Here is a 12,055-nt window from a genome sequence, read left to right on the forward strand (position 1 = left end):
CTGATGCCGCCGAATCCGGTTGAGTTCAGCAGACGTTGGGCTGCCGCGTGGAATGCCCGCGATCTCGATGCGGTGCTCGCCTTCTTTCACGATGACGTCACATTCGCTTCGCCGTTCGCCGCGGAGGTGCTGCCGAAAGCGGCGGTGTGATCTGCGGTAAGCACCAGTTGTGCAGGTACTGGACCATTGGCCTTGATCGTCTGCCCGACCTGCATTTCGACGTGGAAGCCGTCTATGTGGGCGTCGCGACGATCGTCGTCAACTACCGAAACCAGCAAGGACGGCTTGTCAACGAAGTGTTGATTTTCGATGGTGACCTTATCAGCGAAGGCCACGGGACCTACCTGCATCCGGAAAGCTAACCGACACAGGCAGTCAGCTCAGTGAGCCGTTGGGCAACGGATGATCAGATCCGGCCAGGACAACCTTGTTCGTGTCGTCGTAGACACCGGTTACGAGCACTTCTGAGGTGATTCCGGCGACGTTCTTTGGCGCAAAGTTGCAGACGCACAGCACTTGACGGCCAGGTAGCGGATCACCCCTTGGCTGAATGAGTGAGTTGAGACTATCCGGTGCGATCCTTAGGAATGCAGTGATCGGTGAGAGGAGCCGCAATCGACGAAGTCAGACCTCCGCGGCCGGATTCGTAGAAGTCGAGGACAACTGAGGCCCGCAGACGAATGGTACCGCGGCTGTGCCCCATGATATTTCGTCACGGTGACGGATTGAGATGGGTCGGCGGGTGGGCGTCGCCGTTGTGCGCATCGATCAAGGTGTGATGCGTCGGACACAACAGCATCAAGTTCTCGTATTTATCGATGTCAGCGCTGGGATAGTCCGGGTCGTAGCGGGGCCCGTCCGGCCTGCCGGACCGGATATGGGCCTCCTCACCGACGACGACCGGGAATCCTCCACCGGTTCGCGCGTCCACTTCATTCGGCCGTCAAGGTTTGCCAGCACCCCGCGAAGGAACACACGCCGCCCTGCGAAGGTCATCGACTGTCAAGTCCATCGACGGCCGCCGACGAGATGCCCGCCGGAAGGCTAAGCCCAATACGTCACGTGACGCATTGGTGGATGTGCGATGTCCTGCGGGCGGCGGCGTCGGGGGCCGCCGTCAGCGGCGGTAGACATGCGCGCGGTGTTCAATGCGGCCGATGAAGAGCACGTGGCCGTCGGTGAGTGCACGGAAGGTGACGCGGTAGTCACCGCGGCGCGCCACACGCCAGCCTTCGAACTCGAACCGCAGCGGTTTCGATAGCCGGTATGGGTCGATGGGCAATGTAACGGTGACGAATTCGACGATCGCCGCGGCGACTTTGTGTGGCAGCCGGTCGAGGGCGCGCACCGCCGATGGCGACAATTGGACGGACCACTGTGTGTGCGGTTCGGTCACTTCAGGCCATAGCGCTGGCGAATCTCCTCGCCGCTGACGGTGTTGCCGGCCGCGTAGTCGGCGTCGGCCTGCTTGAGCTCCTCGGCGACGCCCGGGGTGCGCAGCGCGTGCAGGGTCTCGTTGAGCGATTCGAGGTCGTCGGCGGACATGATGACCGCTGCGACCCGGCCGTGCCGGGTGATCTGAATGATTTCGTGGGTGGTGTCGGCTTCGTCGACGAGCGCGGAAAGCTTGTCTTTGGCCTCGGTCAGCGGGACCGTCTTCATAGGCTCAATATAGCCTGAAATATAGCCAATTGCTAGCCGGATAAGCTACCGATAAGCTACATTATGTCAAGTAGGCTAGCGCATATTGCATCGGATGAATCAAATCCTCCTTGCGGTCTGGTATGCCACTGTTTGTGCTCCACTTCCCGAAACAGGCCCCCGCATCGCCGAAGTCGGCCAGCGACTGGACGCCAAAGTCGCTGATTTGCTGCGGCTGATGTCACTACCGGTGCCACCCGAACTGACGGCGGTCTCACCGGCGTCTCCGGCACCACAACGCCACGGCCTGCTGGCGCGCTCAGCAGTGATGATTCGGCGACATTGCGGATGCGCGCGAATGCGTAAGCAAATGGTGCAGCCCGCCACGTCGCCCCTGTTGAAGGATTTGTCGGAGGGTGCCGCGCTGGGCCGATTCATCCGCAAAGGCATCCGGACCAAGGCCGGCTGATCCGGCCCGTTTCGCGGGCAGTTTTACATGAGGCATGGATCAGATTTCGCGGGCATATTGACGTGAGGCATTACGGTTTGGGTAAGTGCACGGCCCATCGTGGCCAACGATCACGGCCGGATGCTGCATCGCTTCGCGGCGCGAATGTGTCCACGCGCTTCATCGGTAGCAGCCTTGGCAACCCCCTGATTCTGGCCGTGACCAGCGGCCCGTCGACCGGGGGAAGCAAAGGGAATCAGTCCCTTCCCTTCCGTGCGCCGCGGTCCTTGCTCTCCGCTTCGGCGTTGCCGCTAGGAGCAAGGATATTGTCCGTTGAGCAAACAATTCGTCGGTGGCGAGTAGGTGCCGGTCAGCACGCCTCTGAAACCACCTGTGGCTGAACCACGGGGTGCAATGATGCGATTCCAATTCGCGGGAGTGAGGACATAGTGCGTGCCAGATTGGGTGATGGTGCTATTCCACGTGTGCGAGACGGATTCGCCCATCGGCAAATCGAATTCAAGCTTCCAATCGGTTAGCGGCACCGTGCTCAAGTTGGTGATGGTGAAGCGTGCAATGAAACCGGTCTGCCACGTCGACGTCACCGACAACGTCGCCCTGGCCGCAGCCGCTTGAGCTATGGGGGTGATGCCTAGGCAGAGGATGGCAGCTATCAATGCCAATACCGTTGCACGACGAGTTGCGCGCCAGCAGTTCACGTCATTGCCCAGTCCGGCCATAGCAGCCGACACTAAAGCCAACCAGGCGATATCGGCCCATTCCTCGCGGGTGGGCTGCAGGACCTTTGCTCAATTGAAACCGTCACGAAATTCGGGCGTCGGTCCGCTCGCCCGGGTCGGGCGCGGATCGTTCAGCCGCCAGCAAACGAGCAATCCCGTGCACTACGCCTAGAGTGGCATCCTCGGCGTGGCTGAGCTGGTCACGGACCCCGGGTAGCTGCTCGGCGACGCCCGATTATCCGAGTCTTGGGTCACGCAGAGCTTCCCAGCGTTACTCTGTGGCGATGATCGCCGGGGAGAAGGCGCCCGACTTCACTCTTTATGATCACACCGGTCGGCCTCGGACACTGTCGACGCTTCTTTCCAAAGGGCCGGTTGTGCTGTTCTTCTTCCCGATTGCGTCCTCACCGATCTGTACAGCCCAGGGCTGTCATTTTCGGGACCTGGGCAAAGAATTCGCTGCGGTGGGCGCCCAGCGGGTCGGCATCAGCACCGACACTGTCGACAGGCAGGCCCACTTCGCCCAACAGCGCTCGTTCGACTATCCCCTGCTCTCCGACGAGGAGGGTGTGGTATCCGAGCTGTTCGGGGTGCGCCGAGGCAGGTTCGCCAAGCTGCGGAGATCCGTCGCAGCCCGTCAGGCGGTTGGGCGTGGCCGGCACTCTCGACGCCGTGGTCTGCTGGCCCGGCTGCTGCCGGTCAGACGGGTCACATTCGTCATCGACACCGACCGCACCATACTCAAGGTCGTCGCGAGCGAGGTGCGCGCATCGGCGCACGCCGACCAGGCCTTAAGGTTCTTGCAGAACCACTATGCGCCACATCGTTCGCCACCTCTTGTAGAGACCGACACCGACGCGCATCAGCCGCCGGCGAGTAAGGGCGAACCGATCGACGACTGGTTCACAGAGCCGGAAACCGTGGACGAGCCGAGCCTAGCCCGGCCGTACACGCGGACGGCCGGTCGCACCTACTTTGATGGCAACCTGGCACTTGAGGCTCCAGTCGAAGCGCTCAGCACCAGAGCCAACCCACCGCGCTGGCGGAGAAACGATGTGCGGGGCCAGATCCTGACGTATTGCGCGCATAGCCCCTCGGTCGCAGAGATCGCCGCTGGTCTGTCGTTGCCGCTCGGTGCGACGCGGTTCCTGGTCGACGACCTCGCGGCACAGGGTTATTTGCGGGTGCACACCTCCCTCGCCGACCCGATGACACTCGACGAACGACGCGAACTGATAAGAAGGACCCTGCGCGGCCTACGTGCACTCTGAGGGTCCCAGCCGCGGTCACCTGGATGGGGGGCTCTTCAATTTTCGGTAAGTTCAACGCTCAGCCCGTTTCTCGGGTGCAGGGCGGCGAATCCGGTTGCGCGGATGCGCTGAGCGGGCATTCGCAACGAGGTTCTGGCTAGTAGGCGCGCGAGCATGACCATCAGCTCGGTCGCTGCCATGGCCGAGCCGATGCGACGGTGCGGCCCCCGCCAAACGGAAGGAACTCATGCGGGAGCGCTGCGACGCCGCACATCGGCGAAGTGTTGAACCCTTGCCAGCGGGCATTTGCACACTCGCACTTCGGCAAGTCGATGGGCAGGGCACACTTGTCGAATGAACCTTCGTCGTTTCGTCGCCGGTGCGCTGACCGCAGCGCCCCTGCTCGCATCGCGGATCTTGCGCCGAATCCAGCCTTCGACGTCACCCGGGCTGACGTGATGATGGCCGCCGCCGGGCCAGAGCGTCAGCCGCGCCGCCAGCTGAACGGACTGTCGGAGGTACGGGCGTTCTTTCACACCAACACCGTGCCGCTGTACTTCATCTCCCCGACCCCGTTCAACCTGCTGGGCATCGATCGCTGGATACGAAACTTCTTCTACCTGACCTACTTTGACTCGTTCGAGGGCACACACTCGCGTGTGTTCGTGCCCCGTCGACGCGACCGCATTGATTTCGGGTCCATGGGCGATGTGTGCAACCACCTGCTGCGTGATCCCGAGACACTTGAGTTCATCGCAGGCCGGGGGCCTGGCGGCAAAGCTTGCTTCGTGATGATGGACGAGGAGACGCAGGCCCTCGCGCGCGAAGCCGGGCTGGAGGTCATGCACCCTCCCGTGGAGTTGCGGCATCGCTTGAGCTCCAAGCTCGTCATGACGCGCCTGGCCGACGAGGCGGGCGTGCAGAGCGTGCCCCACGTGATCGGGCGGGTCGGCTCCTACGACGAGCTGCGGGCGCTCGCGCACCAGGCCGGGCTGGGCGATGACCTTGTCGTCGTGGCTGCCTACGGCGACGCTGGAAGTGCGGTGTTCTTTGTGCGCGGTCAGCGCGACTGGGACGAACATGCCGGTGACCTGGCCGGGCAGGAAGTCAAAGTCATGAAGCGCATCCGCAATGTCGAGGTGTGCATCGAGGGCACCGTGACCCGCCACGGCACCGTGATCGGCCCCGCGATGACCAGCCTCGTCGGTTATCCGGAGCTGACTCCGCGCAAAGGCGGCTGGTGCGGCAACGACATCTGGCGCGAGGTGCTGCCGCCCGCACAGACCCACGCCGCGCGGCAAATGGTCGGCAAGCTGGGCGACATTCTGAGCCGCGAGGGATACCGCGGCTACTTCGAGGTGGACCTGCTGCACGACCTGGACTCCGACGAGCTTTACCTCGGCGAGGTGAACCCGCGCCTGTCGGGCGCCAGCCCGATGACGAACCTGACCACCGAGGCCTACGCCGACATGCCGCTGTTTCTCTTCCACCTGCTCGAGTACATGGACGTGGACTACGAACTCGACATCGACGCAATCAACGCGCGCTGGGAGCGCGGCTACGGCGAGGACGAGGTATGGGGTCAGGTGATCCTCAGTGAGACCTCGCACGATGTCGAGATCTTCACTGCGACACCACGTACCGGCGTGTGGCGCATCGACGACGACGGGCGCGTCACCTTCGCGCGCCCCGCCAACGACTGGGCCACACTGCTCGACGGGTCCGAGGCCTTCTACATGCGTGTCGCCGCGCCGGGCGATTTACGTTGCGAGGGGGCACAACTCGGCGTGCTCGTCACCCGCGGGCACCTGCAGACCGACGACTACCAGCTCACTGAGCGTTGCCGGCGCTGGGTCAAGGGCATCAGGGCGAAGTTCGCCTCGACTCCCCTGGCCCCGGCCACGCCGATCGTCTCGCGGCTCGTTGCGCGAGCGTGAGCATCCCCGCCGGCATCTCACTAGACAACTGGCTCTCACCGCCCTACGCGCAGTGGTCCTTTCAGCACGTCGAAGATTTCGTACCGACTGCGGTAATCTCACGCGGGACCGGGCCGGCCGCGGTGTTGCCCGTGGCGACCTCTCCCCTGGCCGACATCCCAATGACCGGCACCGATGGGACAGCCACCACCGTGGGCGCGGTGATGGCCGCCACCGCTACCGACGGGTGGGCCGTTGCCTGGCGCGGCTCGATGGTGGCCGAGGAGTACGTCGACAGCCTTCAGCCACTGACCCGTCACTTGTTGTTCTCGGTCAGCAAGTCGCTGGTGGCAGCCGTCGTCGGCGCGCTGCAGGGGGCCGGTGCGATCGAGTTCGACGCGCCGGTCACGGCATTCGTTCCCGCCCTGAGAGATTGCGGCTACGCGGGTGCGACGGTGCGCCACCTGCTGGACATGAGGTCGGGCATCGCCTTCTCCGAGGACTACGGCGACCCGGCCGCCGAGATACATCTCCTCGACCAGGCGATGGGGTGGGCGCCCAAGAGCAGCCCGGACGTCCCGTCGACGCTGCAACAATTCCTGCTGACCTTGCGACGGAAGTCGGCCCACGGCGGCCCGTTCGAGTATCGCTCGTGTGAGACCGACGTACTCGGCTGGATCTGCGAAGTCGCCGCCGGCCAGCGGATGCCCGAACTGATGTCGGAAGTGTTGTGGAGCCGCATCGGCGCCCAGTGCGACGCCACCATCGGCGTTGACGCCGCCGGCACCGGATTCTTCGACGGCGGCATCAGCGCCTGTCTTACCGACATGATCCGATTCGGCTCGCTGCTTTTACGCGACGGTGTCTCGTTGACCGGCCAGCAGGTGGTGCCGGCGGCGTGGATCGCCGACACCCTTGACGGCGGCCCCGACTCGCGTCAGGCGTTCGCCGCGAGCCCCGACGACAACCGAATGCCCGGCGGGATGTACCGCAACCAGATGTGGTTTCCCTACCCCGGCAACAAAGTGGTGTTGTGTCTTGGTATGTGCGGTCAGATGATCTACGTCAACCGCGCCGCAGAGATGGTCGCCGCCAAGCTATCCAGTCACCCACAGTCTCATGAGCCGCACATGGAAGACACGCTGCGCGCATTCGATGCAGTGGCTCACGAGCTGGCTGGAATCACCAGTTAGCCAACCGGATCGACGCGCGACGAACACTGGCTACGCTCGATCAGCTGGGCTCGCCGGATCTGCGAGCGTGCGTCCGGAAACCCACTCCGGATGATCGCCAAAGCTACGGGGGGCGACGGCGACGCGGTCGGCTGAGCTGATCAACCCTGAGCACGCGGTGCGCCGCGCGCCCGAACTATCGCAGTTTCTGCGCAAATTCGATGACGTTGCCGTCCGGGTCGCAGATGTGGAGCGTCCTTTCGCCCCATGGCCGATCCACCGGGCCGCTCAGGATTTCGACACCCAGCGCTCTCAGCCGCTTTGCTTCGGCGTCGACGTCTTCCACCACAAAGGCGATCTCGCCGCACGGCGGATTGCCGCCGTGGCGACCGATGAGCTCCGGCAGCTTAGATCGTTCGAACAGCGAGAACTTGGTGTTTTCCATCTCGAACTCGACGTAGCCGTCCCCCTCGATGCGTACCGTTAGTCCGATCACGTCGCGGTAGAAGGTCACCGACCTGTTGAGCGACTCGACGTATTGGATGACGTAATCCACGCGCCGCATGTAATACACCGTATCGGCTCGCCTGCCAGAATCCGCACGCCGGCAGGGCTCAGGTCGGCTCGCCGCGATGTTCGCAGTGGTTGATCGTTTGCCCCGGATGCGCCAGACAGGACGTCGAGAATCTATCGCGTACTAGCAAATGGCTGCGGTACAACACTATTCGTCAACGCAGTCAGTGCGTCTATCCGATATCGGCTTGCCGTCCAGGGTGGTGCGTCGGGGGAAGGTGTGAGCGTGACCCTTATTAGGGTCTTGCCTGCTGCGAGCAATTCCGGTACGAGGTACATGTCATCGAGCCACCGGTGAGCGTCGTTGCTGCGCGGTTGGAGCCAATTTCCCGCGGGTACGCCGTCAACAAATACGTCTGCTGATTGATAGCCAGCTGCTTGGTCTGATGTGCGGCGCAACAGGATGCCTCGGTTGCCTGGGACGATTGTGGCGTCGAAAGTAATCACCTGGTGGTTCGTTCGGACTAATCCGGCGACGGGATGGGTGTCGTCATTCCCCTCATACGAGCTGATCACCGGTTGATCCGTGCCGTCGACATCGATGTAGTGATGCTGGAGTCGACTGACCGGATCGGCGGGATTGACTTCGTCGCTGACCGTAATGGTGTCGCCCGGCTGTGTGTAGAGGAATGCCGTTGAGCTGTAATCTGGTTGGACCATGTTGCGTTTGCCGTGCTCGATGCCGAACCGGAGCGCGGAGTGGTAGCCGATGGCCTCGGCAAGCATGAGCCGATAGGCGGCGACGCAGTAGTCTTGGCATCCGCCGGCGGCTGTGCGCTGATCAGGTTGGCCCGTCAACGGGGCGCTATAGCGGGTGCCGTTTTTGAAATACCAACCACCCTCGTAGAAGTCCTCCGTGCCGGTGCCATACCACTGCGGCGAGGCAGCACCGTCGACATAGACGCGTTCGGCTCCCTCCAGAAAGTAAGGGGCATCGTCGCTGAACGATGTAGTGATCCGAGCACCCCTGATGGTGTGGCTGACGCCGACGAACTTGCCGTGGCCCTGCTCATCGGCAAACAGCCAGTCCTGGCCAAACGTGGTTGGCCCGGCATGTGATCGCGTTGTGAAATAACCGGCGCGTCCACTGGCTAGCGCCGGCGCCCATTGCGGGTCGGCGGTGGTAACGACATCGCTGTCGATCCCTGTTACCGGATTGCCGGTAGTGTTCAACAGGATGACGCGAGCGCTATGGGCGAAAGGCATTGGCCACCACTCGGATAAGGACAACGATCCGCTGGGCTGAGGGATCGCCGCGAACATCAGTGATCGCACGGTGCTGAGGCCCAGGCCAGCGCCGAAGAATTCGCCAATGGGCGAGTCGACCGTGATCCGGCCGTCGAACTCGATCTGGAGCCGCAACCCGGACAGCACTTGATCTGCCGGATCTGCCAGCAGCAGGTGCAGCGCCGAAACGCTCCCTGAGCCACTAGATTCGGCAATCGTCAGGCCGACGGCGGTCGGAAGCTCGACAAGCCGATGGTGATGCACTTCTTCGCGTGCTGGCGGCTTCGGGTCGGCGGTTCCCGCGGCGCCCAGGGTGGTCAGCACGTCGAGCGCGCGGTCGGCGGCAGAGAAAGTACTCACACCGCTGGCAGTCGGAAAGTGGCGATAGTCGACGTGGTAATACTCCAAATTCGATGTGACGCTGATGCGCATCGACGTTCGGTACGGCATGGGCACCTTGACGTAAACGCCGCCCGGCGATTGCGCCGCGTTGGCCACAAAAGGCCACACGAATGGCGGACCCAGCGTGCCGTCGACCAAAGACTGCAATGGCGCATCGATCACCGTCTGACCATCGAGCTCGATACGCATCGCTCCAATTGCGCTGACGTTTCCGCCATCGCGGGTGAACCAGATCGAATCAACCTCCCCCGCACCACGATCTTCGGCGATGACACAGCCGGCACCCCCCGACGTCAAACAGCCGCCCGTGCCGTTTCGGTTGCCGGTGGAGATGTCGAAATCACCGCCGCTTCGATCGAAACTCGACAGCTGCAGTGTCTGTGAGTCGGCACTCAGATACGGCAAGCGATCCAATCGGCGGTAGGTGTCCCATCCCACCAGCCTGGTACCGGCTCCTCCTGCGCTAGCCGGCTCGGCATGTGCTGCGCCCGCGGCGGCAACGCCGGCGATTCCCAGCAACAGTGACGCGAACATTGCAGGCAACGTCCGAACAGCCACCGGCATAGCGACAGAGATTACTGTTCTGCACGCTTGTGGCACACCGTTTTGACGGGTGGCCCGCGCGCCGGCCGCCGTGTTCGGAGCGTGTGAGTTAAACGCTTGGTTCCCAGCTGATCTCGCCGCTGCACGAGGTGGATGCAGGTCGCGCTGCCCGCTCCGCTATCTGCGTTTTCCCGCCGGCGCCACGTCCCGCTGCAGCGAACCCGCGACATCTCACCGACGGAGGCGGATACTGCATCCGAGCCCAGGCTGATCCCCCGTCTGCTGACCAACCGAGAGGGAACTGGTGAACCATCGAGACCGGCCGCGTGCTGTGACCAGCGCCGGCATCTGGGGATCAGGGTGAGCGCGGAGCGGTGCTTTGCCACCGTCATGCTCGACGAGGACTTGTGGCGGTCGCTGGTTGCCATCGGTGCAGACCACCGAGTGGCGTGGGTGCATGGGTGCATGCTCGAGCGTGGCCACCGTGGCGACCACCAGGCCCTGGTTTGCCGCGCCGGCGTGCAGGACTACTGGGTGCAGTGGGACGCAAGCAGGAAACCGCACCTCAACGCGGTTGTCGACCTCCCTGCACCTCGCCGAGAGGCCCACCCAGCGACTGATGCTCCCCGTTTGCCGCGAGAAGAGGCCGGGCCAGGGATCGCCGACACGTTCCGCGCGTCGGCTTCCGGACCACTGGACTCGCGGGAATCGGGGTCGCGGGACAATGCGCTGTGGGCCATCGCCTCGGCGCTGCAGCGCCTGGCCGACGTCATTGCCGCCGCGTTTGATGCCAGCGAAGACCCGGGTCGACACGGTCGTCGCCGGGGCACCAACCGATGAATTCCGGGCGTGACACCAGTCCTATCTGTCATACGGAGCAAATCGCTAGCAAAGGTGGATGCCATGTCCAAAGCCCTGCCGCCAATCGTCGATCACCAAACCTGGCGCGCAGCGCTTGACGAACTGCGCGAACTGGAAAAGGCCGCCACCCGCGAACTGGATGCGATCGCCGCACAGCGGCGACGCCTGCCGATGGTCCAATTGCCCGACTACACCTTGATCGGTGCCCACGGGCCGATCCGATTAGCCGATGTGTTCGAGGGACGCTCGCAACTCATCACCTACCACCACATGTGGACGGATGGTGCGGAGTGGCAGTGCGGTGGCTGTACAGGCTTCACGTCGCAGTTCACCCGGCTGGAGTTCCTCGACAACTACGACGCTCGCTTTGTCGTCGTGACCAACGGACCGATCGACGAGGCGCTCGCCTACAAGCAAAGGGTCGGCAACCGCATGGAGTGGTACTCGTCGTCGTCGAGCTCGTTCGGCGCCGACATGGACGCACCGGCGAACGGGGGCTTCGCGGTCAACGTGTTCCTGCGTGACGGGGACACCGTGTACCGCACGTGGCACACGAACGGGCGTGGCACCGAACAACTCAGCCACCTATTCGGGCTGATCGACATCCTGCCGTGGGGCCGACAGGAAGAATGGCAGGACTCGCCGGAAGGCTGGCCCTCGCGGCCAACCTACTCCGGATGGCTGGACTCTCCGGATATCGCGCGCGCCTACGGACCGAAGGACAACGCATGAACGTCGACGCCGAACGTTACCTCGTCACCCGAACCATCGCGGCGCGGCCGGAACAGATTTTCGCTGTCCTGGCCGATCCCTCTCGGCACCACAGCACCGAGCCGACTGACTGGGTGCGCGACGCCGGGGACACCGCGCCGATCACCGAGACCGGACAGGTCTTCGCGATGAACATGTACCTCCCGGCGGCCGGTGGTGATTACGTCACGTACAACCTGGTCAATGTTTTCGACGAAAACCGCGAAAGCGATCACCCGCATCCTGCGTGCTGATCTCGTCGCCGTTGATGACATCGGCCTGCTGCCGGTCGGCACCGACGCCGCCGAAGGGCTCTACCGGCTTGTCGATGCCGCCTACGAGAAACGCTCGATCGCGTTGTCGAGCAACCTTCACCCGGCAGGATTCGACGAGCTCATGCCCAAGACACTGGCCACCGCCACCGTCGACCGGCTCCTACACCACGCCCACGTCTGCCAAACAAGCGGCGACAGCATCCGGCTCACCCAAGCCATGGCCGGCAAGGCGCCTTGACCTAACCCCACTCGGCACG

Annotated in this window: 11 protein-coding genes and 6 pseudogenes; 10 read left to right on the plus strand and 7 right to left on the minus strand. The window is 63.5% G+C overall.

Translation table 11 applies throughout. The features are described 5' to 3' along the window. The first annotated feature begins 3 nt into the window (after positions 1 to 3). Positions 4 to 362: pseudogene (locus tag MYXE_RS11570) on the plus strand (YybH family protein). A 350-nt stretch (positions 363 to 712) separates the two neighbouring features. Here MYXE_RS11570 and MYXE_RS11580 read toward each other — a convergent pair. From MYXE_RS11580 to MYXE_RS11590, 3 genes are all read right to left on the minus strand, one after another. Further along, positions 713 to 931 (minus strand): HNH endonuclease, encoded by a 219-nt coding sequence (locus MYXE_RS11580; protein ID WP_085194514.1) that lies wholly within the window; start codon positions 929 to 931, stop codon positions 713 to 715. Positions 932 to 1,117: 186 nt separating this feature from the next. Continuing rightward, on the minus strand, positions 1,118 to 1,363 hold the full coding sequence (locus MYXE_RS11585; protein WP_232061596.1) for a type II toxin-antitoxin system RelE family toxin: 246 nt from the start codon (positions 1,361 to 1,363) through the stop codon (positions 1,118 to 1,120). A gap of 29 nt (positions 1,364 to 1,392) precedes the next feature. Continuing rightward, entirely contained in the window at positions 1,393 to 1,662 is a 270-nt protein-coding gene (locus MYXE_RS11590; protein ID WP_085194519.1) for a type II toxin-antitoxin system Phd/YefM family antitoxin, read from the minus strand. A gap of 94 nt (positions 1,663 to 1,756) precedes the next feature. On the opposite strand from MYXE_RS11590, the gene MYXE_RS23605 reads away from it, so the two are divergent. After that, the gene (locus MYXE_RS23605) at positions 1,757 to 2,110 is read left to right on the plus strand and encodes a hypothetical protein (RefSeq protein WP_085194521.1); all 354 of its coding nucleotides are present in this window, start codon (positions 1,757 to 1,759) and stop codon (positions 2,108 to 2,110) included. Between the two features lie 290 nt (positions 2,111 to 2,400). On the opposite strand, the gene MYXE_RS11595 is transcribed toward MYXE_RS23605, so the two are convergent. Next, the gene (locus tag MYXE_RS11595) at positions 2,401 to 2,829 is read right to left on the minus strand and encodes a cellulose-binding domain-containing protein (protein WP_003918897.1); all 429 of its coding nucleotides are present in this window, start codon (positions 2,827 to 2,829) and stop codon (positions 2,401 to 2,403) included. 284 nt (positions 2,830 to 3,113) lie between these two features. Here MYXE_RS11595 and MYXE_RS25085 point away from each other — a divergent pair. Both MYXE_RS25085 and MYXE_RS25090 read left to right on the plus strand, forming a co-directional pair. Then, a pseudogene (locus tag MYXE_RS25085) lies at positions 3,114 to 3,635 on the plus strand (peroxiredoxin); the annotation flags it as partial. Between the two features lie 180 nt (positions 3,636 to 3,815). Then, a pseudogene (locus MYXE_RS25090) lies at positions 3,816 to 4,100 on the plus strand (DUF742 domain-containing protein); the annotation flags it as partial. A gap of 35 nt (positions 4,101 to 4,135) precedes the next feature. Here the strand turns inward: MYXE_RS25090 and MYXE_RS25095 are convergent. After that, positions 4,136 to 4,332: pseudogene (locus tag MYXE_RS25095) on the minus strand (cytochrome P450); the annotation flags it as partial. Positions 4,333 to 4,540: 208 nt separating this feature from the next. Here MYXE_RS25095 and MYXE_RS11605 point away from each other — a divergent pair. Both MYXE_RS11605 and MYXE_RS11610 read left to right on the plus strand, forming a co-directional pair. Beyond that, a complete protein-coding gene (locus MYXE_RS11605) occupies positions 4,541 to 6,016 on the plus strand; it encodes a biotin carboxylase (RefSeq protein WP_039889430.1) in 1,476 nt (491 codons plus the stop codon). Then, positions 6,013 to 7,188 (plus strand): serine hydrolase domain-containing protein, encoded by a 1,176-nt coding sequence (locus MYXE_RS11610; RefSeq protein WP_003918894.1) that lies wholly within the window; start codon positions 6,013 to 6,015, stop codon positions 7,186 to 7,188. The genes MYXE_RS11605 and MYXE_RS11610 overlap by 4 nt, the downstream gene beginning before the upstream one ends. Positions 7,189 to 7,363: 175 nt before the next feature. Here the strand turns inward: MYXE_RS11610 and MYXE_RS11615 are convergent, their stop codons facing one another. Both MYXE_RS11615 and MYXE_RS11620 read right to left on the minus strand, forming a co-directional pair. Next, a complete protein-coding gene (locus MYXE_RS11615; protein WP_003918893.1) occupies positions 7,364 to 7,732 on the minus strand; it encodes a VOC family protein in 369 nt (122 codons plus the stop codon). A 122-nt stretch (positions 7,733 to 7,854) separates the two neighbouring features. Beyond that, positions 7,855 to 9,903, minus strand: coding sequence for a glycoside hydrolase family 172 protein (locus MYXE_RS11620; RefSeq protein WP_085194523.1), 2,049 nt, complete (start codon positions 9,901 to 9,903; stop codon positions 7,855 to 7,857). A 369-nt stretch (positions 9,904 to 10,272) separates the two neighbouring features. On the opposite strand from MYXE_RS11620, the gene MYXE_RS11625 reads away from it, so the two are divergent. The 4 genes and pseudogenes from MYXE_RS11625 to MYXE_RS11640 all read left to right on the plus strand — a co-directional run. Next, positions 10,273 to 10,752, plus strand: a complete 480-nt coding sequence (locus tag MYXE_RS11625; protein WP_139821142.1) for a hypothetical protein — start codon at positions 10,273 to 10,275, stop codon at positions 10,750 to 10,752. 63 nt (positions 10,753 to 10,815) lie between these two features. Continuing rightward, positions 10,816 to 11,505 (plus strand): DUF899 domain-containing protein, encoded by a 690-nt coding sequence (locus MYXE_RS11630; protein WP_039889427.1) that lies wholly within the window; start codon positions 10,816 to 10,818, stop codon positions 11,503 to 11,505. Beyond that, positions 11,502 to 11,747, plus strand: a pseudogene (locus tag MYXE_RS11635) (SRPBCC family protein); the annotation flags it as partial. The gene MYXE_RS11630 and the pseudogene MYXE_RS11635, both read left to right, overlap by 4 nt. Position 11,748: 1 nt before the next feature. Next, a pseudogene (locus MYXE_RS11640) lies at positions 11,749 to 12,036 on the plus strand (ATP-binding protein); the annotation flags it as partial. Between the last annotated feature and the right edge of the window lie 19 nt (positions 12,037 to 12,055).

The sequence above is a fragment of the Mycobacterium xenopi genome (genome assembly GCF_009936235.1).
Lineage (GTDB): Bacteria > Actinomycetota > Actinomycetes > Mycobacteriales > Mycobacteriaceae > Mycobacterium > Mycobacterium xenopi.